This window comes from Cytobacillus solani, assembly GCF_001420595.1.
GTDB lineage: Bacteria > Bacillota > Bacilli > Bacillales > Cytobacillaceae > Cytobacillus > Cytobacillus solani.
The window spans coordinates 1212680-1235725 of sequence record NZ_LJIX01000006.1 but is presented as its reverse complement, the minus strand read 5'-3'; the positions used below and the strand labels follow the sequence as shown (position 1 = coordinate 1235725).

The window sequence follows — 23046 nt, the reverse complement described above, 5'->3', positions numbered from 1 at the left end:
CCGATTTTTCTCTTTATGCTTCTGCTTCAATCTTCTCATTCATATCATTGTACACACTGCTATCTATCTCTCCAGTTATCCTGCTTGTTAGGATCCCTGACGCCATGGATCCACTGACATTCACTGCTGTACGCCCCATGTCAATCAGCGGCTCAATCGAAATGAGTAATCCTGCTAAAGCAACTGGTAGATTTAATGCGGATAACACTAATATTGCTGCAAAGGTAGCACCTCCGCCAACACCAGCCACACCAAATGAACTGACAGCAACAATGGCAATGACAGTGATGATGAAGGATGGCGTTAAGGGATTAACTCCTACTGTTGGAGCAATCATCACAGCCAGCATAGCTGGATAGATGCCTGCACAGCCGTTCTGTCCAATCGATAACCCGAACGAACCAGAAAAGTTTGCTATTCCCTCTGGCACCCCAAGTGACTTTTGTGTCTTAATATTTAACGGAAGAGCACCGGCACTTGTACGAGATGTAAAAGCAAAGGTTAAAACAGGAAAAGCCTTTTTCATATATGTGACGGGATTAAGTCCAGCAAATGTAAGCAGTAATAAATGGATTAAGAACATGACAGCTAGTGCAACATAAGATGCGACCACAAATTTCCCCAGTTTCAGTATTGAATCCACATCACTCACCGCAACCGTTCTTGTCATAATTGCCAATACTCCATATGGGGTTAAGCGCAAAATAAGAATGACGACTCGCATAACTACTGCATGGATAGTGTCCACTATTTTCGCGAAAAACTCCGCTTGCTCTGCTGATTTCCTCCTAACCCCGAGGTAAGCGATTCCTAAGAAAGCTGCAAATATGACGACTGCTATCGTAGATGTTGGACGCTGACCTGTAAAATCGAGAAAAGGATTGGCTGGAATTAAATCAAGAATTTGCTGTGGAAAAGTTCTCCCTTCTATACTTTGAAAGCTTTGTTCAAGCTGCTCTCCCCTTGCTGACTCTGCCTCACCTTGTGTAATTTCAACAGCTTCCAGATCGAACCCAACTGCTGCAGCAATACCTACAGCAGCTGCTATCGCGGTTGTGCCAACGAGCAGACCGAGAATAAGTGAACTAATCTTCCCCACATTATTACTTAATTTCATTTTTGTAAAAGCAGCTAGAATGGAGATAAAAACGAGCGGCATAACAATCATCTGCAGAAACTTTACATAGCCCCCGCCAACTAAATGAATCCACCCTGCAGATTCGGACACGATTTCAGACGCTGGTCCGTAAGCAAACTGTAAACCAAACCCAAATATGATTCCTAATCCTAACGCAGTAAAAACACGCTTAGAAAAAGAAATATGCTTCTTCTGCATGTAGAATAAACCGATAAGAAGAATGATCAAGATGGCAATATTCAATAAGACGAACCATGTTGTCACCATAAACCCCCCTTAAAAATTTTTAATAGGTTGTTTAAATTGTGTATCCGCATCAATCTAGTAGGAATTATCCCGCCTCTATCCCTCCCTCCTAGCAGGTTTATAGGATATATGCGTTTTTTTAAAAGATTATTCCACATATTATCATGCAAATTAATTGACCATTACTGACCATCTGAGTATGATGAAAGAGAGAAGAATTTGTCGATAAAAAATCTTTGTTTAGACTTTTTTTCATCTCATGTTTATTTTACAATTAAAAGGATATATTCTTTATAGGATTCCTTTACTAATTTTGGATGGGATGGTGTTAAGATGGCAGAAAATAAAAAAGACAAGAACGTAAAAAAGGACTTAAACATTGGCGCGAATGTTTCATTAAACGGCCTTGTAACTGCTGTTTTTGACAACATGGTCCACGTCCAAATAGGTGCTAAAATTGTTACTGTGCATATAAAGGATTTATATGCTGGACTGAACCATTCATTAATAAAAAATTAGCACATCAAATTGATATTTAATAATACAGGAGGAGCAGTAATCACTGCTCCTCCTGTTTGTTCTATCGTTCGTTTTTTTGAGAGAGAGAATTTGTTTTTGCCGTACAGCTTTCCATTGCCGACAAAATAGCAGACCTGAATCCCTTATTCTCAAGCTCCGCTACGGCTTCAATTGTAGCTCCTCCCGGTGTACAAACCTCATCCTTTAACTCTCCAGGATGCTTCGCTGACTCTAGGACCATTTTTGCCGCTCCGAGAACTGCTTGGGCAGCTAAATGATAAGATTGTTCTCTTGGTAATCCATTCTTTACTCCCCCATCGGCTAATGCCTCGATAAACATGTAAACATATGCCGGAGAGGATCCGCTAATTGCTGGTATGGCATTCATTAATTTTTCCTCAATCACTTCAATCTTTCCAAAGCTTGAAAAAACGTGAATAATGTTCTCTAACTCATCCTTCGTTACAAAGTCATTTGCACAAATAGCACTCATCCCTTCTCCAACTAAGGAAGGGGTATTTGGCATGGAGCGGACCGCTTTTATCGGCTGATTAAAGGATTCCTCTAGAAAATCCAAGCTTATCCCTGCTGCAATCGTAATGATGATCGTATCTTTCTTTATCGAATGCTTTATTTCTTCGATTATTTGAGCATGTAGATTCGGCTTTATCGCCAAAAATAAAATATCTGCTTGCTCAGCAACGAGCATATTATTTGCAGTTACTTGAATTTGAAATTTTTCTGATGCTTGATCGATTGTCTCCTGTGACCTTGCACTAGCTACGATTTGTTCTGGCTGAACGGTATTTGATTGAAGCATGCCGCCAATCATTGCCTGCGCCATTTTGCCGCATCCGATAAACCCAATTTTTCTTTTCAAAAAAAGCACTTCCTCATTTTAAAGGTGTTAGGACAGTTTAAATGATCTCAGTAAAATGCTTGAGGATGCGAGCCGTCAGTCCCCATATCACTTTATCTTCATAGTAATAAAAGCACTCGTCCATCTTTCTTGTCTGCCAATTATAATTCTCTCCTCCTGGAATTTGATTCAAAGGGAAATTCTTTTCTGGCATTACTTTATATTCGACCTGAAAAATCTCAGGCTTATGTTCCTTTAGAAAGGATAGCGGAACAGTAAAAATACTGTCAACTTCACTTGGATTGGGTCGAATATCCTCTGGCTGTTCGATAAAACCGGCAAATGGGTAAATAATTGTACCAAAGGGAGAAATCATGTAGTCAAGCGGAACGATATTAACAATGCTTTTTCCACTGATTCCGAGCTCTTCTGATGTTTCGCGAACAGCAGTACTCTGCTCATTTTCATCAGATGGATCCATTCGTCCGCCAGGAAAACAGACCTCACCCGGCTGCCTTCTTAGCATACTAGACCGCACTTCAAATAAAACATGCAATTCATTTTCACTTTGAATGAGAGGCAATAATACGGAGTATTTGGAAAATCCTTCACTTCCTAGAATACCCGGTTTCCGGTTCTCAAGCCTTTGGATTATTTCTTGAACGTTCAACTTCTCACCCCATGTCATTAACACTTTTTTCCCATTATAATACGGATAGGGCTGAAAAACGAAATAAACAGGCCAGACAATTGACTCATCTGGCCGCCTATATCTTATTTGGTTTGTTTTTTTGCTAAATAATCGATGATTCCCATCGATCCAACACTTAAATCAAGCTTTATGATCTCAGTCATTTCTTGATCTAATGTGAACTCCTTTTCGGTTAAAAATGAGCTGACTTTAACAAATAACTCTTGAAATAGTCCTTCACTTTTCGTTTCAATAGAATCATCTTGTTTTTCTTTCCACACTTTTTCGCCAGTCTCCATAAATATTGGGAGCCATTTGTATATTTGCTCATACACATGAGAAGGATTTGTTGTCATTCCATAATGGCCAAAATAAATTCGTTCAACATCAAGTGCCTTTATTTTTTCGAGTGAATCGAGCATGGCATTAGGATCAAACTGATTTGGAGATGTAGATGGGAGATATAGTTCAAGTCCTTTCACAAATAGCTGTGGATAGAATACTCCGATTGTATCACCGGTAAAAATCCCATTGCTCATTGAATCATGGATTGAAAAGTGATGCTTCGCATGTCCTGGTGTATCAATAAATGTAAGTATACGATTTTCTCCGATTTGGAGCGTATCCCCATCTTCTTTAACAACTAACCGATTGTCTGGCACAGGCAAAATAGGGTCGAATAGTTCATCAAACTTCTCGCCATAAACAGCTCTTGCTCCGAGAATTAATTTTGATGGATCAGCTAGATGCCGCATTCCCCGTGGATGAACAATGACCTTTGCATTTGGACAGCTTTCAAGTAATAATCCAACCCCGCCTGCATGGTCCAGATGGATATGAGTAACAATAATATTTTTTATTTCTTTTGGATCAATGCCTAATCTCTTAAACCCCTCTAATAAAAATGGAATGGACGGACTTGCACAAGTCTCAACAATCGTTAACTCCTCTGCATGCAGGACGTAACAGCCTGTCCTTCTTTCTTTGCCTAAATCCATTGCATCTATGATTGATATTCCTCTGCCTAAATCCATTGGAAAGCCACCTTTCTAAAAACTTTTCTACTTTTATTTGTGAAATATCAGGTAATTTTGCAAATATCCTGCTTTTTTTTGCAAATACTCAGGGATTTTTGCAATTATCCTGTTTTTTTTTGCAAATATTCAAGGATTTTTGCAATTATCCTACTTTTTTTGCAAATACTCAGGGACCTGGCCAAACAGGAATGTTATTATGTAAAGGCTGTGAAACATCAATCCATTTATTCATTTTACTCTCCTCCACCTATTCCTTATTATAAAATATATTGCACCAGTTTACATGCGGATCTATCTATCAAGAATTTCAGCAAATTCGACAGTATCGTCATCCTTCACATGACTTTATTTATCTTCGCTTTTCGTGCATATATTTCATCCATTTCCTGAGCTTCCAGCTCGTAATTATATAACCTGTAATTGCCAGAAAAGTTAAACCTAGTGATAGCTTTATAAGTACTGTATTTGAAAGAGAAATTCCTATTCCACTGCCTGCTAATCCTAGCAATAGCAATTGAAAGGACTGCTTTTTCCGATTTTCAAAGATTGCAAATTGGAATTGTCTTCTTTGTTCCGTTTCCTTTAATTGCTCCATTTTTTGCGGTGTCTTTAAGAACTCATTAACAGAATGAAAGATTTTGAATACTGGCTGTGACTGGATTACCTGCCATATAAACGACCATTTATTCCCTTGTCCTTTTAGCCATTCAATAAAAACTGGCTTACCCAAATCTATAATTTCTTCATCTGGTGCGAGATTAATTACAATCCCTTCAATTGTGATAAAAGAACGGCCAAGAAAAACAAATCGGGTTGGAACCTGAATGGGAAGTGCTTGAATCATATCATTCAATTCCATCTTTAAGGCAAAAAGGTCCATTTCTTTTAATTGAGATGGCTGGAAAGACATCCATTCAGCTAATAATTTTTCAATCGTTCTTGTATCCGCCTCGGGAAGCAAAAATCCTAAACGGGATAAGCATTCAACAGCCTTCATATAATTTTTTGCAAGGAAACATTCGATTAACCCTTGAAAGGCGGCCGCATCATTCTTTGAAATTTCTCCTGCCATTCCGAAATCAAGTAAAATGATTCTCCCATCCTTAGAAACCAGGACGTTTCCCTGATGCGGGTCTGCATGAAAGATTCCAGGCTCAAGCCATTGCGGCAGAAAAACCTTGATGAGCCGCTGAGCCATTTCCTTACGTGATATAGGTAACTGTTCAATCGCCTGATGGTCTGTTAATCTAATTCCTTCAATCCACTCCATTACCAGCACCTTCGACGTGCAAAGCTCTGAATAAACAGAAGGAATTTGAACGATATCACTTTCCTTAAATTTTTCTCTAAAATAAAGAAGTGTCTCCTTTTCCTTAGAAAAATCAAGCTCTCGTCCGATTACATGTTTCAGCTCTGAAAACAAAACTTTAAGATTAATAAATCCCTTTGGGAGGGGAACTAAGTAATTTGCTAACCAAATAACCATTCTCAATGTTCGAAAATCTGTTTGGACAATAGATTGAATATGTGGCCGCTGCACTTTAATAGCTACCTCTGCTCCATTAAGCAGCGTAGCTTTATACACTTCTCCAATAGAGGCGGATGCGATCGCCTCTCTCTCAATTGAATGCAGCTTTTCCGAAATTTTGCTGTCCCACTCCATTTCAAGAATCTCTTGAATATGACTCCATTCAGAAGGAGGAACCTTGTCTGTGAGATCTTCTATTTCACTAATGAATGCTTGTGGCAAAAGATCGGCTCGGGTACTAATGATTTGGCCGATTTTTATTAGCAAGCCTTCGAGTTCAAAAAGCGTCTTCCTCACTCTTTTACCGATAGCCCCCCACAGTTTCTCCCATTCAGCTTCTGGCTTTTTAGTTATCTTATACCAGTAAATCTGAACAAAAATGCCGAAGAACAAGGATAACACCTTAAACATCCGGTTCATTTTATTATTTTTTGCCATGTAGAAACCTCTCTCTTCTCTTGAACTGCTTCTATTGTACAGTTCAACAAACAGACACTGTACTCCTTCTAAGAAACTGAACTTATCACGATTAAGCCATTTAGAAACCTTTTTGATCATACTTAAAAGCAATGGAAATCACTAATGTTGTAATGTTATCCCTTAAGTAGTCCTCCATATTCGAGTTTAGCAAAACATGATAAAATATTCTTAAAAAGGTGATAGGTAATGAGATTTTATATTGCATCAAGCTTTAAAAATAGCACTTTAGTTAAGGAACTTTCACAGAAGCTAATCAACTATAATTATGAACATTCCTATGATTGGACGAAAAACCAGCGAGCAAACTCAATTGAAGATTTATCTACCATTGGCACGAAGGAAAAGGAGGCAATCATCGACTCTGATTTTATTGTCATTTTGTTACCTGCCGGAAAAGGCAGTCATATCGAATTAGGAATTGCACTTGGACTTGAAAAAAGAATTTATTTATATTCTCCTAATCAGGAGATCTATCATTTTGATCAAACGACCACCTTTTATCATGTAGAGGGTGTAGATAAATTTGTTGGGACCCTTGAAAATTTCACTAATTATTTAATTCAAAAAGAAAATAATTATCGGCTTCAATTTTTAAAGGTATAAATCATTTCAAAATAAATTAGACAAAAGGAATGGATCATATGAAAAACTCACGTAATCCTGAATCGATTCATGCGCCTGTTGCCCCTTATGTACATCAAATTGAAATAACAGGGCCATGTAAGTGGCTTACACTATCTGGACAATTAGGTATGAACCAAGATGGCACTGTTCCAGAAAACCCTATTGAACAAATGAAAATATCCTTAGAGAATATTAGAAAAAACCTTGAAGCAGCGAACATGGAGATTAAAGACCTCACTAAGTTAGTATTTTATTTGGTTGGAGAATTCGAAGCGGCTGAAAGAAGAAAAGTGATTAGTGACTTTTTAGGGGATCATCTTCCATGTACAACAATGATTTATGTAGTTGCCCTTGCTGCCCCAGCATTTAAAATTGAAATTGATGCTTGGGCTTGTAAAGAGATGTAACAACTAGAAAATTGTCTTTGCACGAGTAGGATAACTTCGGGAAGCATAAACAACCTAGTTGATTAAAAAAGCCGACTCTAAAATTTGTTTTCAGAATTTTGGAGTCGGTATATTTTGAAATAATGACGTTTTCAGAGTCCCCGCCTATAAAAAATCAGCCCATTCATGCATACATTTTATCCTCTTGTTCCTTCTTGAAGAAACTCTTCATCGCATGGAATACATCCACTTTTTGCTTCAAAATATAGTACCGGAAATCTTCATGCTTAATATTTTTGTATGCTGTCATGAGGGTGGAGTGGCGGTTGTATTGCTTTGACGGTACATCATATATACATTATCAAACAGAAGTTATCAGCCTTACATAAAATAAATATTAATTTATTTCTCCCTTAAAATTTAAAGCATCTCCATTTTATTAATTCTTTCTATAGGAATACGAATTACTGATGAGATTTTATTAATCTCATTATTACTATCAACATGGCGACATTGTTTTAAAATATAATAACCTTTTTGTTCACCAATGAAGTAAGCTTCAATATCGTAATTTTCATCATTCAAGTAAAAAAGATATTTTTTTAGATCATGTAATAACGCAAAAGTCAAATAGTATCCTGACATTAAAAATAGGATAGCTGTATTAATGATAAAAAATAGATAATTAACCATGCTAGAACCAAAGAAAAAGAAAAGCAGTGCAGGTACTATTGAAAAAATTGATAATACCGCCAATGCATTCCTTTGGTTCTTTTTATAAATTGTTTTATTAGGAGTATATTCATTGTTAAATTTGTATAATTCCTGTCTTGTTAATTGACATTTTTGAGAATCATTGTTCATTTTTAAGAGTTTGAATCTTTTCATCTTAAAACTTCTTCTATAATTTGCATGTCCCTATAATGTTTGTACTAATCTCTATCTAATTTCCTTATCTCGTCTGCTTTGTCTGATAGCCTGTTAAAGTATGCAGCTATTTCGTGTAAGTAATCCATTATTTTTCAATTACCATTTCTATAATGTTACTAATCTTCACACTCAATCGATCCAATATCTTAACCTGTTCATCTTTCTCAATTTCAGCTCCTTGATCTTCAGCTGAAAGTTTGATTTCCTCTACATACCAATTCAGAAAAGAATGCAGCATATTCATTTCTTTTTCATCAATGCTGAATTCATAGAATCCCTTCTCTTCCTCTTCCAAATCGCTTCCTAAGCGTTCTTTAATATCATCATAGACCTTTACTTTTCTTTCCCCTCAGAACGTCTATAGTTCGATTTAAAGCCCTATTTAATGTTGTGTTTCATGATGTTCATGTGCAGCACTAACGTCCCTTTTTGTTGATTCATCATGATAACCATCCTTTTTCAATGGTCCCCATGTCTTAAATTCTACCTAGTATAGTTTGTTTTTTAATCTTGCCTCATGGAGCCCTATCTCTTTGGGGCTTTTTTTGTCCTCCTTCCGCCAGGGAATGATTTGTATTTCTATATTATTAAACAATCCCATCCGGAAGTGCCAACATAAAATTTTACAGAAAACAACAAATAATACTGCCATTAAAATTTGCAGCGGACAAAAGAAGGCTTTAAAAAGGGGCTAAAACACTTGGTAATATGTCCATACACTGTGTGTATATATGAATAGATTGTAATTAAGAAAGCGAAGGGAGGAATCTAAATGAGCAGAAGAAGGTATGACAATAATGGAAACCAAAGTTACTTTAGAGGGTCTTCTAGAAATAGAAGAAACAATGGTAGGACAGATGTGAATGTTGAAAGCGATATCGATTTCAGAAACGATATTGATAACAGAGCCGATGCTGATGCTGATGCAGATGTTCGAAATGTCGACAGGAACACTAATATATCTCGTTCTATAGTAAGTAATTCTGGGAATTCCTGTGTGGATATTCGTTTAAATAGCAGGAGTAATGCACGCGTTAGAGCTGATCAAGATCAGGAAAATGATCAAGAACAGAATACTGATGTTGATGTAGACTTTTAAGTGGTGGTGGGATATATTATATCCCACCTTTAAACAAAGGGGTGAAAAAAATAGTGAAAAAAAACAATGATATTTTTGTGAATGAAGACAGGTTAAAAGCATATGGGTTTACTAAAGAAAGAAAAACAATTAAAAATAATAATGATAATGATAATGATAATGATAATATAAATTCTATAGGGAATAGCGGAAATTCAGATATTGATATGAATTTGGAAGTATATATTGATAACTCAGCTATAGGCTTTGCTATTTTATGTTCTCTTCTTGCTACTGGGCAAATGAATGAAAGTGAATTTCAAAAATCCGTTAAAAAATTAGAAGAATTAACGAACAAAAAGATGAGTAATTTTTCTGGGTATGATATAAACAATCCTTCTAATGTAAGACTATATAATCCAAAAAGATATTAGAGCAGTATATTAAACTACGCTGCTCTAATTTACATATTGGGCCCTTTATGTACACCACCCTTTTTTTCAAAAAAAGGCTCTATATGAGCCTCTTTGGTATTTAATTACTTTTTCAGAAAATGATCTAATCTAATTTCGGGTTGTATTCCAACTAGTTACTTTATTAAATACACAGAAATGTTATAAGTTAGAGTTATGTTTGATTTCTCAAACCTAATATTTGTAAAATAAACTTCTAATATTTATCTAGCTATATATAAAGAACCTATTTTTCAAAATCAGAAAATAGGTTCTTTATGGTTAATTTTCCCAATATATGTGTTATTTAGCTTATCTGATTCCAAATTCTGTCTATATTTAATGGAACATATACTGTATCTCCATGTATCTGCCTATGTATGATTGGGTTTCTAAATAGGTGTTCCATACTATCAACTCCTTTTTTATGCCTTGCTCTAGGACTTACTCCATAAAAATTGTTTAAGCCTTCTCCAGATAATCTCATATCTCATTCTCCTTATTTGAAAATAACATTTAATAATATATCCAAATTAGTGAGAAAGATTATTCTAAAATTTATGGATTAAATTGGAAATTCTAAAGGAAGTTGCATCACAAAAAATAAACGTACTTTTGTATATCAATACCTGTATAATCTTCCAATGAGTATCGCAAGAGCAGCAAACAATATATTTTGATTGTTACTTTCTTATTTTCAAATATTGCCTAATACATAATAAAAGCCATAATGAATCATTAGACCTTACAAACAACTCATTTTCTTCACTGTGAGAGCGACTTGTACTCCATAATTCCTGACCGTTGTACTGGACTTCCAACCTAATGGTTTTTACAAGCAAAAAAACAATTTAACATTAAAAAAGGGGGCTCAATTGTTCTAATTGAACCCCTAATTATAAATTACTATCCCAAAAACGAACCGATCGCTAAAATATGCAACCTTTTTATTTATAACTTAACAGTTTCCTTTTCTTTTTTAAAAAACGTCTTCATCGCATGAAACACATCCACTTTTTGTTTTAAAATATAGTATCGGAAATCTTCGTTTTTGATGTTTTTGTATGCTGTCATGAGGGTCGAGTGGCGGTTGTATTGGTTTACCTCCCCATATCCAAACATATTCGATACCTTCATCAGCTCCTCAACAAGCTTTACACAGCGTGCATTGTCTGATGTTAAGTTGTCACCGTCTGAAAAATGGAAGGGGTAAATATTATATTTTTGAGGATTGTATTTTCCATCAATAAGCTCGAGGGATTTTCGATAGGCAGATGAACATATGGTACCTCCACTTTCTCCCTTTGAAAAGAAATCTTCCTCTGATACAACTTTTGCTTCCGTATGGTGAGCAATAAACTCGATTTCGACCGTTTCATATTTTGTTCTTAAAAATCTGGTCATCCAGAAGAAGAAGCTTCTAGCCATATATTTTTCCCAAATTCCCATCGAGCCGCTCGTATCCATCATCGCTAACACAACAGCCTTTGAGTCTGGCTTTTTCACTTCGTTCCACGTTTTAAATTTTAAATCTTCTTGATAAATAGGATGGAAACTTGGCTTTCCTGTCATTGCATTTCGCTTAAATGCGGTCATCATCGTCCGCTTTTTATCGATATTTCCCATTAAACCTGTTTTTCGTATATCATTAAATTCAATGTTTTCAACAAGATTCTCAGCTTGCTCTTTTCGCTTTAAATTAGGAAGCTCCAGCTGCTTAAATAACGCTTCTTCAATCTCCATTAAAGATACTTCCGCTTCAAAGTAATCTTCTCCAGGCTGATCGCCTGCACCTTGCCCTTTTCCAGGTCCCTTCTGGCTTGCTGATCCGTCGCGCGCCACGACATCACCAATTTGACTGTCTCCATCTCCTTGGCCAACATGCTTGTTTTTATCATAATTATAGCGAATTTTATATTCGTCCAATGAACGAATCGGGATTTTTACTACTTCTCGACCATTCGACATCACTATACTCTCTTCTGTGATTAGGTCTGGTAAATTATTTCGAATTGCATCCTGTACTTTTTCCTGATGGCGCTGCTGGTCATCATGGCCTTTGCGATGGAGGGACCAATCTTCTTGTGAAATTACAAACTGATGATTATTAGCATCGGTCATTTCTTTTGCCCTCCTTATATTAAATTCTTTCGCACACATTGAACTATTCAACATACAATATCGAGAGTGTCATACTGCAATCATCCATAACTTCCTAAATCCCGTTTGCCAACTTCAATCTCTTCCAACAAAACTAACAAACTCTGGACAACTCTAGTCCATTTAGTGTTTATTACTCTATCCTATGCAAGAGGTCGAAATAATTTACACATAATTTCGATAATGGGGCAATCATATTTATTCCAAGGACAAGCTGAATGAAAAACGAATTCGGATAATACAAGCTGGAATTTGGATACGGATGTGTGTCGAATTTTTGACCACTTCGGACTGGTTCAGCTGAATTTTTGGTGTTGTTGTCCGAACTCGCAATCACTTCGGACTTGCTCAACTGAATTTTGGGTGTGGTTGTCCGAACTCGCTGCTTCTTCGGACTTCTTCAACTGAATTTTGAGTGTGGTTGTCTGAACCCACTACCACTTCGGACTTCTTCAGCCGAATTTTGAGTGTGGTTGTCTGAATCCACTACCACTTCGGACTTCTTCAGCCGAATTTTGGGTGTGGTTGTCTGAACCCACTACTACTTCGGACTTCTTCAGCCGAATTTTGGGTGTGGTTGTCTGAATCCACTACCACTTCGGACTTCTTCAGCCGAATTTTGAGTGTGGTTGTCTGAACCCACTACCACTTCGGACTTCTTCAGCCGAATTTTGAGTGTGGTTGTCTGAACTCGCTACTTCTTCGGACTTCTTCAACTGAATTTTGCGTGTGGTTGTCTGAACCGACTACCACTTCGGACTCCTTCAATTATATTTTGATTGTTGTTATCCGAACTTGCGACTTCTTCGGACTGATTCAGATGGAATTTAAATGCCGTTGTCCGAACTCACTACCATAACCCCATAACCCCATAATCCACAAAAAAGTCTTCCTAAATTAAGAAGACTTCTTTAAGTTTTATTCCTTTTTTATCTATAATCACTTTATATTTCCAATTCACTCTTGTGACACTTTAATCTGTCATCTTTTAGGTGCTCATTGAAAATTTTAATTACTCGATCATCTTCATTCCGATAAATATGATAAAAAAGAAAACAAATGGAAGATTGAAGACTATGCAGATGTTTTTCTGAGGGAATTTAATGAGATTAGAAAATATGAAATAAGTTAAGGACAGTCTAAGTGACTGTCCTTTATCTATTCTTATAGAACCGCAACATTCATCGATTCAGCAAGCTTCCTACATAGCGAAGCAATTCATTGGCAGAGGTTGAATTATAGCCATGCTCATCAATTAACCGGGCGACCACTTCATTGACCTTCTTCAGCTGCTGTTCATCTGGTGTCTTCGTTGAAGTAGTAATTTTTACAACATCCTTCAAGTCAGCAAATAATTTCTTTTGAATGGCTTCACGAAGCCGGTCATGGGAATTATAATCAAACCGTTTTCCTTTGCGGGCATAAGCAGAAATGCGGATTAGTATTTCTTCGCGGAATGCTTTTTTTGCATTTTCAGAGATGCCAATTTGCTCCTCAATCGAACGCATCAGCTTTTCATCTGGATTGATTTCTTCACCTGTTAACTGGTCGCGCAGCTTCGACTTATTGCAATAGGCTTCAACATTATCTAGGTAATTGTCCATTAACGTCTTCGCTGATTCTTCATAGGAATAGACAAAAGCCTTCTGAACCTCTTTCTTCGCAATATCATCGTATTCCTTACGTGCAAGTGAAATAAAGTTTAAATAGCGTTCCTTCAGTTCTGGCGTAATCGAAGGATGCTGATCCAGCCCTTCCTTCAAGGATCGTAAAACATCCAGTGCATTGATCGATGATATTTCTTTTCTAATGATCGTTGAAGAAATCCGGTTGATGACATAACGAGGATCAATCCCGCTCATTCCTTCATCCGCATATTCCTTCTTTAATTCCTCTACATCTGCGCGATTATAGCCCTCCACATTTTCCCCATCATAAAGGCGCATTTTCTTTACTAAATCGATATCACCCTTTTTCGGCTCTTTCAATCGGGTTAATATCGTAAACATCGCGGCAACTCTTAACGTATGAGGCGCAATATGGACATCTGCTACATCGCTTTCACGGATCATTTTGTCATAGATTTTCTCTTCCTGTGTAACCTTTAAATTATATGGAATCGGCATGACAATAATCCGGGAATGCAAGGCCTCATTTTTCTTATTTGAAATAAAGGAACGATATTCGGTTTCATTCGTATGCGCCACAATCAATTCATCCGCAGAAATGAGGGCAAATCTTCCCGCTTTAAAATTTCCTTCCTGGGTTAAGGATAATAAATGCCAAAGGAATTTCTCATCACATTTAAGCATTTCCTGGAATTCCATCATACCACGGTTTGCTTTATTTAATTCTCCATCAAAGCGGTATGCACGCGGATCGGACTCCGATCCATATTCAGCAATGGTTGAAAAGTCGATGCTTCCTGTTAGATCCGCAATATCCTGTGACTTCGGATCAGATGGACTGAACGTGCCGATTCCTACCCTGCGATCCTCTGAAAAAATGATTCTTTCTACTAGGACGTCCTCTATCCGGCCCCCGTATTCCTGCTCAAGCCGCATACTATTCAATGGTGATAAATTCCCTTCAATTCGAATTCCATATTCATCATAGAAATCCTTACGGAGATGATGAGGAATTAAATGAAGCGGATCTTCATGCATCGGGCAGCCTTTTATCGCATAAACCGCGCCTTTCTCGTGATGAGAGTAAGCCTCCAGCCCTCTCTTTAACATGGTAACTAAAGTAGATTTCCCTCCACTGACAGGTCCCATTAATAAAAGAATTCGTTTCCGGACATCCAGCCTTTTAGCAGCCGGATGAAAATATTCCTCTACAAGTCTTTCCAACGCTTCCTCAAGGCCAAAGAGCTGATTGCTAAAAAATTGATATCGTTTCTGCCCTTTTACTTCTTCTACACCGGCATCTTTAATCATATTATAAACCCGGGAATGTGCGGACTGGGCAACCCATGGCTTTTCTTTAACAATTTCTAAATACTCTCCAAAAGTCCCTTCCCATTTCAGCTTTTCCTCTTCATGGCGATACATCTCAATTTTTTTTAGTATATCCATAAGGACCTCCCCCTGTCGCATGATCGCAAGACGTTAATATACTGTATGCGGCTGGACAAATGAACATGCTAATCTATGCCCTGTATCAGTTGTCCTTTTTATAGGTAAAATCTGGTCATCTTTATTAATGAAGAAACGAACGGGATGACAAAGGGGAAATATGTCAATAATAGACATGTATTCTATGATGACTAAGTAAAGAAGTGTAGAAAAATCTCCACACATTTCATTCACAGTTTCTTGTAAATGGGCTATAATGGATTTGTTATTTATGCTTGACTATTATAAAGGGGGATACATAGTAATGAAGCTTATTCTCATTATCGGTGTTATGGTTGCATTTTTAACAGCTATTTTAACATCTGGGTACGAAGACAAGCCAGGGTCTGGTGTAGAGAAATAAGAAATGCAGAAGCACCTTAATCACCCACGACAAGCTCAAGACGAGCTTTACGGAAAGGTGTCCTTTACCTTTTTGGGAAGCTCGGCTTGTGACCTCGAGGTCGACAAAAACGCGACGTCCTGTCGCATTGTCGACACTCGTACGTCCTGTACGTCGGGGGTAGGTGCTGGAGCTAGACAAATAATAAGAAAAGCTGCTGTGGGTTACAGCAGCTTTTTTCTTATTTTAAATGGATATAATCCTGCTGGCGCAATGCTTCGTAAATAAGAATGGCTGCCGTGTTGGATAGATTTAAGGAGCGAACATTTCCGTTCATTGGAATCCGCAATGCTCGATCTTTATTGGATTCAATAACATCCTTTGGCAATCCAGTTGTTTCTTTGCCAAAGATAAAATAATAATCCTTTTGCTTGTTACTGTAATCAAAAGTAGAATGCGGCTGATGACCGAATTTCGTTAAATAGAAAAATTCACCACCCTCATTTTTCTCGTAAAATTCATCAAGTGAATCATAATAAATAATGTTTACAAATTGCCAGTAATCCAAGCCAGCACGCTTTAACATTTTGTCATCTGTGGAGAACCCAAGCGGACGAATTAAATGTAATACCGTATCTGTTGCCGCACAAGTACGAGCAATATTTCCAGTATTCGCTGGAATTTCTGGTTGATATAATACTATATGCAATGCCACGATTTTCACCTCTAAATTCATGCTATCTATGTTATTATAGCACTGTTTTCTTCACGAATCATTCATCGTCCACTATCGAAAAAAACTTATATTTTATATTCGGAGTATATGCTGTTGAATCCTCATACGCCCAGTACCGCATCCGGCTATTCGTCGTATGAGCGTTCACATAGGGCATGCCATACGCATCCTTTGCCGTTACGATTGTTGTATGGTCAAAACGTCCATCTCCTTGAAAATCATAGCAAATCACATCCCCTAACAGCAATTCTTCCGGAGAAGAGACTTCTTTGGCCCTTAATCCCACTTTTGAACCCGGCAAATGCCAGCGAAATGAATTCGCGACCGTCCAGCTATAACTCCAATTATTACTTCTCATCCACCAGCCCTGCGAACGATTCGGGTATCCCCGCATGGGCGCTCCTCCAGCATGCAGGCATTGAGAAATATAATTGGTACAATCCACTTCAAATGATTTATATGCAGGATTATAGCTATTCCACCATCTTTCAGCATATTGGACCGCTTTCAACCGATCATACTGATAGGAAATTCTTGCAAGCGAAGCCTCTTCCTCGTCCATTGGTTCATCATCAGCTACTAACTCTTCATAAGGATTGATCTCTTTATCTTCAACTAATATGCCTTTATAAAATTCTGCTGTTCTAGTCTCGATTTCCTCTTCTATATGAAATAAGCTTTTTTGCTTGATCAAATATTTAAAATGGACATGATATTGAACTGTACGAACATCCTCTTTTTCTTCGCCTAGTGTAACAATCGTCCCGATTGCATGAACTTTAATAATTTCACCTGAACGACTCCCCAATCCTGCTTTTTTCTGCTCAATTTTTTGACAAGAATGGATCGTGCTTCCTGTATTCGAAACACATTGTTGAACCCTTTTCTCCAAATGTGCTTGAAGCTGTTCTCTCACTGCCCAACACTCCTTTCACTATTATAGATATGAAAGAAGTCTCGATTTCACCTCATAAAAAATAAGGAAGCCCAAGGGGCATTCCTCATTTTAAATTAATTAGATTTGAAAAGTCTCCATGATTACCCTGTGCTTCGTTTATGGGTAATGAGGGAAAACATTTAACTCGTTTGATTCCGTGGTTCTCGTTTTTCGTTAAATGCGGGAATCATTTTTAAAAAACGCTAAACCTCGCTCGATTTCAACTAACACTTCTTCATCGCTTTCCGCTTCCCGTGCCTTTTCTAATGCCAATTTGGCTATTTCCCCGCCGATTTTCCCTAAAGCCCATGCGGCTGTTCCGCGAATCACTGCGCGAGAGTCCTTCATCATCACTTCAATTAATTCTTCCACAGAAGTTTCATCTTTAAAATGTGCTAGAGCGATTATAGCATTTCGCTGAATCGGCTTTTTCCCTCTCCAAGAACCAGCAAGCGGGCCAAATTTTTCTTTAAATTCCCGATTGCTTATTTGCAGAATTGGTTTTAAAAGCGGCTTAACAATTTCAGGATCAGGCTCCATTTCTTCATGAAAATGAAAGTTCTTTCCTTTGTTTTCAGGACAAGCTGTTTGGCAGGAGTCGCAGCCATACACTCGATTGCCAATTTTTTCGCGATATTGCTCCTCAATAAAGCCCTTTGTTTGTGTTAGAAAGGCAATACACTTCTGCGCGTTAATTTGTCCGCCTTGAACAAGCGCACCTGTCGGACATGCTTCTAGGCATTTATTACAAGTTCCGCATTGGTCCTCAATTGGCTGATCCGGTTCAAAAGGAATGGTCGTAATCATTTCTCCCAAATAAACATAGGAACCAAACTCCGGAGTGATAATGGAACAATTTTTCCCGCTCCAGCCGATGCCTGCACGCTCTGCAACAGCTCGATCCACCAGTTCGCCTGTATCCACCATTGACTTGCACTTGGCTTCAGGTACTCTTTCTATAATATAGGCTTCTAGCTTTTTCAGCCGATCACGTAAAATAAGATGATAATCCTCGCCCCAGGAGGCACGGCTAAAAATGCCTCTCCGCTCCCCTTTTTTACTCGTTACTCTTTCATTCATCTTAGATGGGTAGGCTAGGGCAATCGCAATAATTGAACGTGGGCTATCCATCAGCAATGCAGGGTTTACTCTCTTTTCAATATCCTTCTCCTCAAAACCTGATTGGTATTGGAGCTCCTGCTGACGAATTAATCGATTTCTCAATTCATCGAAGGTGCTTGCCGTCGTAAATCCGATTTTATCTATACCAATTGTCTTGCTATATTCTATAATCTCTTTTTTAAACTGCGAAAAGTCCATAAGCTTCTCTCTTTTCTACATATATATTAATGAAAGTATGTTAAAAGGCATCGACTATTATGATAAACTATTTTTAACTATTTTTGGAGGTGGAAAGGTTGGAAATTCATATTTCACCAGAGCTTTGTACACTTTTCCCAGTATTTAAAGTTGGTGTGATTCGTTATCAGAATATACGAGTAGGTGATTCTCCGCAAATGGTCAAAGGACGCCTGCAATTATTTCAGGAATCGATTTTTTTCGATTTAGAAGAGAAGAATGTAACGGATTTAGACGGGATTAAAGAATGGCGGCAGATTGTTAAAGCCTGCGGGAAGGATCCGAACCGTTATCGTCATTCTGCTGAAGCTCTGTATAGAAGAGTGAAGAAGCAGGATTATTTAAAGCCAGTTAACAGTTCAACTGATATTAATAATTTCTTCTCCTTACAATATCAAATCCCAATTGGCATCTATGATGCAGATCAACTAAACGGCACGGTTGAAATTAGAAAGGGGTCTGAAGGCGAAGAATACATAGGGTTAAATGGACGAGTGAACTCTCTGCAGAATTTAATTTTGAGTGCAGATGAAAAAGGGCCATTTGGCAGTCCATTCGTTGATTCGGAAAGAACATGTGTAACGGAAAAAACGAAGAATGCTGTGCAAATTGTTTATTTGCGCCCTTCAATGAGCAGTGATGAAGCTTCTAGAATGGTGGAGTCATTAATGAATATGTTTATTCAAGTTCATGGCGGGGATGGGAATTTTGAGATTATCGGGTGCTAATTCAGCATCCTTTTTTCTATTAAAATGGAAAAAACGCAGCACCTCGTTTTCTTCGAAACGAAACACTGCGTTGTGATATGTATGGAGCGGGTGAAGGGAATCGAACCCTCGACAACAGCTTGGAAGGCTGTGGTTTTACCACTAAACTACACCCGCAAAATATAGGTTATTATGTAAAAAATTCTGTCATTCAATCAACTTCTATATAATACTCCTGTTCTATGAGCTGGTCAAGAACTTTTGTGAAATTTGTCGAAAAAAAAGTTAATTGACAGCTAGAAGAAATTTCCCCTATTAAATGATACGATTAAATGATATAGATAGAATATTTCGAATTAAATGGAGGGCGATTATGTTCAAATTATATTGCCGGGTTTATCAAGGCGCTTTCAGACTGGCATCAAACTTTATGCCCTGGCGTAAGCCCGAACTAATAGAAGGCAAAAACAGCTTAAATAAGGTGCCAAAACTTCTTTTGGACAAGGAAATTGATCGTGTACTAATCGTTACTGACAAAGGGATTACCTCACTTGGACTTATCAATGGTTTACTAAGAGGGTTAGAGGATTCAGACATTGAATATGTTTTATATGATCAAACGATTCCTAATCCGACGATTGACAATATTGAAGAAGCACTCGAACAATACAAAGCAGCCAACTGTAAAGGAATGATTGCCTTTGGCGGTGGTTCACCAATGGACTGTGCCAAGGGTGTAGGTGCTCGTGTAGCCAGACCTGAAAAAAGCATTCCGCAAATGAAGGGCGAACTAAAGATAAGAAAAAAGATCCCTCTTCTCATAGCTGTTCCAACTACCGCCGGTACAGGAAGTGAAGCAACGGTTGTTGCCGTTGTATCAAATAGCCAAACCCATGAAAAATATGCAATCAATGATATGTCACTTATTCCGCACTATGCTGTCCTTGATCCTTTGCTTACTGTTCAGCTGCCACCGCATATTACTTCAACAACAGGTATTGACGCGTTAACACATGCCATCGAGGCATACATCGGCAAAAGCAATACATCAGAGACAATAGCGTATAGTCAAGAGGCGGTAAAACTGATTTTCGATAACATCTATGAAGCTTATTCTAATGGGACAAATATAGAGGCACGAATCAATATGCAAAGAGCAGCGTATCTTGCAGGTATGGCATTTACGCGTGCATATGTAGGGTATGTCCATGCGATTGCACATACATTAGGCGGATTTTATGGAGTACCGCATGGACTGGCAAATGCCATTATTTTGCCTTATGTTCTCACTTACTATGGCAAGTCTGTACATAAACCATTAGCCGAATTAGCTGATATTGCCGGAATTGGCGGGTCTGCTGATTCAATTGAACAGAAGGCAGCAATGTTTATTGAAGCAATAAAGGATTTAAATCAAAAAATGAACATTCCCTCTAAGGTAACCGGGATAATTGACAGCGACATTCCCTTAATGGTCGAGCGTGCATTTAAAGAAGCCAATCCACTTTACCCCGTTCCGCAAATTTTATCAAGAAAGGACCTGCTGGCTCTTTATCAAATGATTAAAGACTAAGGAAATCTACTACATTTTCTTGGCGACTATTTTGCAGAGATTAATAAGGTTAAGGTCGCCAATAGGGTCTATTGGCGACCTTTTTATTGAAAATAGTTGAGTTTCGGGTACCAATACGCCTTATTGGTGACTGTTTTTTCAAAAATAGTAGAGGTTCTGGAACCAATACTACTTATTGGCGACCGTTTTATTAAATATAGTAGAGATTCTGGAACCAATACACCTTATTGGCGACTGTTTTTTCAAAAATAGTTGAGTTTCGGGTACCAATACTACTTATTGGCGACCGTTTAATCAAATATAGTTGAGTTTCGGGTACCAATACGCCTTATTGGCAACCGTTTTATTAAATATAGTAGAGATTCTGGAACCAATACACCTTATTGGCGACCGTTTTATTAAATATAGTAGTGTTTCGGGTACCAATGCACCTTATTGGCGACCGTTTTATTAAATATAGTAGTGTTTCGGGAATCAATGCACCCTATCGGCGACCGTTTTAATAAAAATAGGAGAGTCTCAGGTACCAATACACCTTATTGGCGACCGTTTCTTTGAAATCTATCAAGTTCGGGAAACCAATCCAATTACACTCCTCCACTTTGAGCCAAAACTCACATATTATGAAATGACTAATCTTACTTTTTCCGAATCTTTTCCACTTCATCTGCAACAAACTGGACATTTGTTCCGATGATGACTTGGATGCTTTGTGGTCCGATCACATTGATGCCAGGTACACCTGTTAATTTAATTTTCTTTTGATCGACTTTATCAACCGTTTCTACCTCTACACGTAAACGAGTGGCGCAATAATCAACGGATACAACATTTTCATCTCCGCCTAGTCCTTCATAAATAGTTGCTGCCATTTCTGAAAATTTATTCGTTGAAGCATTTCCAACGCTGCCTTCTTCCTCGTCTTCCATATCATCCCCTCTGCCAGGCGTTTTCAAGTCGAATTTCACGATTAAGAAGCGGAATAAGAAATAGTAAACGAGAGCAAAGCCTAATCCCTGCACCACTAGCATCAATGGCATGTTCGCAATGGGAATGCGCAGGCTTAAGGCAAAATCAATAAATCCTGCACTAAATCCGAAGCCGGCCGTCCATTGGAAGGCTGCTGCAATAAATAAGGAAAGACCTGTTAATGCTGCATGGACGACATAAAGAGCTGGTGCTAAGAACATGAAGACAAATTCAATCGGCTCGGTTACACCTGTGAAAAATGAAGCAAAGCCTGCTGCTAGCATTAAAGAAGCAACCATTTTCTTTTTCCCTGTTTTAGCCGTATGATACATCGCTAATGCTGCAGCTGGTAAGCCAAACATCATAATCGGGAAAAATCCAGCTTGATACATGCCCGTTACGCCCTTCTCCCCAGCGCTTGCCCAGAAGTTCCCGATATCATTGATGCCAACTGTATCAAACCAAAAGACTGCATTTAATGCATGATGCAAACCAGTTGGAATTAAGAGACGATTGAAGAATCCATATATTCCTGCACCAGCAGCTCCTAAACTGCTAATCGCTTCCCCAAAGGATACCAATCCGCTATAGACAACTGGCCAAATAAAGAATAAAGCCGCTGAGACTACAAGCATGGATACGGCAGACATGATTGGCACCAGCCGCTTCCCGCTAAAGAATGCCAAAAAGTCTGGCAGTTTTACATGGCTAAATCGATTGTACATCCATGCAGCAATAAGTCCGGAAAGAATACCTATAAATGCATTATCAATTTTCGCAAATGCTGCATTGACACTTTCGGGATCGATCCCTTGTAATAAGGCTACCGTATCCGTTGAAAGCATGGTTGTTACAACTAAGAATGAAATCAGTCCGCTTAGTGCTGCAGATCCATCCTTTTCCTTTGACATGCCAAGTGCAACCCCAACCGCAAAAAGAATCGGAATATGATCAAGGATCGAACCCCCTGCTTTAATTAAAAATGCTGCTAGTGCATTTCCAGAGCCCCAGCCATCGTGGTCAATCCAATACCCAATCCCCATCAGGATCGCAGCAGCTGGCAATACAGCTACCGGCAGCATGAGCGAGCGTCCGAGCCTTTGTAAAAACTTCTTCATATTAGACCCAACCCCTATTCATTATTTGATTAAATGATTACATGACCACTATTCACTTCA

The 23046-nt window shown here is 38.2% G+C and carries 21 protein-coding genes, 1 tRNA gene and 1 pseudogene; 7 read left to right on the top strand and 16 right to left on the bottom strand.

The features are described 5' to 3' along the window. Positions 1-13 precede the first annotated feature (13 nt). Complete coding sequence (locus AN957_RS07895; protein ID WP_056683364.1) at positions 14-1402, bottom strand: L-cystine transporter; 1389 nt, start codon at positions 1400-1402, stop codon at positions 14-16. Positions 1403-1717: 315 nt separating this feature from the next. Between AN957_RS07895 and AN957_RS07890 the strand changes: the two genes are divergently transcribed. Beyond that, positions 1718-1903, top strand: coding sequence for a hypothetical protein (locus AN957_RS07890; RefSeq protein ID WP_053475064.1), 186 nt, complete (start codon positions 1718-1720; stop codon positions 1901-1903). 61 nt (positions 1904-1964) lie between these two features. On the opposite strand, the gene proC is transcribed toward AN957_RS07890, so the two are convergent. From proC to AN957_RS07870, 4 genes are all read right to left on the bottom strand, one after another. Then, the gene (gene proC, locus AN957_RS07885) at positions 1965-2783 is read right to left on the bottom strand and encodes a pyrroline-5-carboxylate reductase (RefSeq protein WP_053475063.1); all 819 of its coding nucleotides are present in this window, start codon (positions 2781-2783) and stop codon (positions 1965-1967) included. A 37-nt stretch (positions 2784-2820) separates the two neighbouring features. Continuing rightward, complete coding sequence (locus tag AN957_RS07880; protein WP_053477476.1) at positions 2821-3432, bottom strand: NUDIX hydrolase; 612 nt, start codon at positions 3430-3432, stop codon at positions 2821-2823. A 104-nt stretch (positions 3433-3536) separates the two neighbouring features. Further along, positions 3537-4487, bottom strand: coding sequence for an MBL fold metallo-hydrolase (locus AN957_RS07875; RefSeq protein WP_053475062.1), 951 nt, complete (start codon positions 4485-4487; stop codon positions 3537-3539). 352 nt (positions 4488-4839) lie between these two features. Further along, positions 4840-6456 (bottom strand): ABC1 kinase family protein, encoded by a 1617-nt coding sequence (locus tag AN957_RS07870; protein WP_053475061.1) that lies wholly within the window; start codon positions 6454-6456, stop codon positions 4840-4842. A 228-nt stretch (positions 6457-6684) separates the two neighbouring features. Here AN957_RS07870 and AN957_RS07865 point away from each other — a divergent pair, with 228 nt between their 5' ends. Then, complete coding sequence (locus AN957_RS07865; protein ID WP_053475060.1) at positions 6685-7101, top strand: hypothetical protein; 417 nt, start codon at positions 6685-6687, stop codon at positions 7099-7101. A gap of 38 nt (positions 7102-7139) precedes the next feature. Further along, complete coding sequence (locus AN957_RS07860; protein ID WP_053475059.1) at positions 7140-7529, top strand: RidA family protein; 390 nt, start codon at positions 7140-7142, stop codon at positions 7527-7529. Positions 7530-7692: 163 nt separating this feature from the next. Here the strand turns inward: AN957_RS07860 and AN957_RS27585 are convergent. From AN957_RS27585 to AN957_RS07850, 3 genes and pseudogenes are all read right to left on the bottom strand, one after another. Then, positions 7693-7842 (bottom strand): annotated as a pseudogene (locus AN957_RS27585) (sporulation protein YhbH); the annotation flags it as partial. A gap of 86 nt (positions 7843-7928) precedes the next feature. Next, positions 7929-8396: a hypothetical protein gene (locus AN957_RS07855; protein WP_053475058.1), complete on the bottom strand. Its 468-nt coding sequence runs from the start codon at positions 8394-8396 to the stop codon at positions 7929-7931. A 127-nt stretch (positions 8397-8523) separates the two neighbouring features. Beyond that, positions 8524-8733, bottom strand: coding sequence for a hypothetical protein (locus AN957_RS07850; RefSeq protein WP_053475057.1), 210 nt, complete (start codon positions 8731-8733; stop codon positions 8524-8526). Positions 8734-9210: 477 nt separating this feature from the next. On the opposite strand from AN957_RS07850, the gene AN957_RS07845 reads away from it, so the two are divergent. Beyond that, positions 9211-9537, top strand: a complete 327-nt coding sequence (locus AN957_RS07845) for a hypothetical protein (RefSeq protein ID WP_053475056.1) — start codon at positions 9211-9213, stop codon at positions 9535-9537. A 53-nt stretch (positions 9538-9590) separates the two neighbouring features. After that, on the top strand, positions 9591-9950 hold the full coding sequence (locus tag AN957_RS07840; RefSeq protein ID WP_056683360.1) for a hypothetical protein: 360 nt from the start codon (positions 9591-9593) through the stop codon (positions 9948-9950). 325 nt (positions 9951-10275) lie between these two features. On the opposite strand, the gene AN957_RS07835 is transcribed toward AN957_RS07840, so the two are convergent. The 6 genes from AN957_RS07835 to queG form a co-directional block, all read right to left on the bottom strand. After that, the gene (locus tag AN957_RS07835; protein ID WP_053475054.1) at positions 10276-10455 is read right to left on the bottom strand and encodes a hypothetical protein; all 180 of its coding nucleotides are present in this window, start codon (positions 10453-10455) and stop codon (positions 10276-10278) included. Positions 10456-10919: 464 nt separating this feature from the next. Continuing rightward, entirely contained in the window at positions 10920-12089 is a 1170-nt protein-coding gene (gene yhbH / locus AN957_RS07830; RefSeq protein ID WP_053475053.1) for a sporulation protein YhbH, read from the bottom strand. 1220 nt (positions 12090-13309) lie between these two features. Then, positions 13310-15205 (bottom strand): PrkA family serine protein kinase, encoded by a 1896-nt coding sequence (locus AN957_RS07825; protein ID WP_053475052.1) that lies wholly within the window; start codon positions 15203-15205, stop codon positions 13310-13312. Positions 15206-15828: 623 nt separating this feature from the next. Next, positions 15829-16302: a tRNA (uridine(34)/cytosine(34)/5-carboxymethylaminomethyluridine(34)-2'-O)-methyltransferase TrmL gene (trmL, locus tag AN957_RS07820; protein WP_053475051.1), complete on the bottom strand. Its 474-nt coding sequence runs from the start codon at positions 16300-16302 to the stop codon at positions 15829-15831. A 58-nt stretch (positions 16303-16360) separates the two neighbouring features. Continuing rightward, on the bottom strand, positions 16361-17239 hold the full coding sequence (locus AN957_RS07815) for an amidase domain-containing protein (RefSeq protein ID WP_053475050.1): 879 nt from the start codon (positions 17237-17239) through the stop codon (positions 16361-16363). Between the two features lie 195 nt (positions 17240-17434). After that, positions 17435-18580 (bottom strand): tRNA epoxyqueuosine(34) reductase QueG, encoded by a 1146-nt coding sequence (queG, locus tag AN957_RS07810; protein ID WP_056683358.1) that lies wholly within the window; start codon positions 18578-18580, stop codon positions 17435-17437. A gap of 98 nt (positions 18581-18678) precedes the next feature. Here queG and AN957_RS07805 point away from each other — a divergent pair, with 98 nt between their 5' ends. After that, positions 18679-19347: a B3/B4 domain-containing protein gene (locus AN957_RS07805; RefSeq protein WP_053475048.1), complete on the top strand. Its 669-nt coding sequence runs from the start codon at positions 18679-18681 to the stop codon at positions 19345-19347. A gap of 82 nt (positions 19348-19429) precedes the next feature. On the opposite strand, the gene AN957_RS07800 is transcribed toward AN957_RS07805, so the two are convergent. Then, positions 19430-19503 (bottom strand) — tRNA-Gly (locus tag AN957_RS07800). 196 nt (positions 19504-19699) lie between these two features. Between AN957_RS07800 and AN957_RS07795 the strand changes: the two genes are divergently transcribed. Next, on the top strand, positions 19700-20899 hold the full coding sequence (locus AN957_RS07795) for an iron-containing alcohol dehydrogenase (RefSeq protein ID WP_053475047.1): 1200 nt from the start codon (positions 19700-19702) through the stop codon (positions 20897-20899). Between the two features lie 638 nt (positions 20900-21537). On the opposite strand, the gene nagE is transcribed toward AN957_RS07795, so the two are convergent. Then, the gene (gene nagE / locus AN957_RS07790; protein ID WP_053475046.1) at positions 21538-22986 is read right to left on the bottom strand and encodes an N-acetylglucosamine-specific PTS transporter subunit IIBC; all 1449 of its coding nucleotides are present in this window, start codon (positions 22984-22986) and stop codon (positions 21538-21540) included. Positions 22987-23046 lie beyond the last annotated feature (60 nt).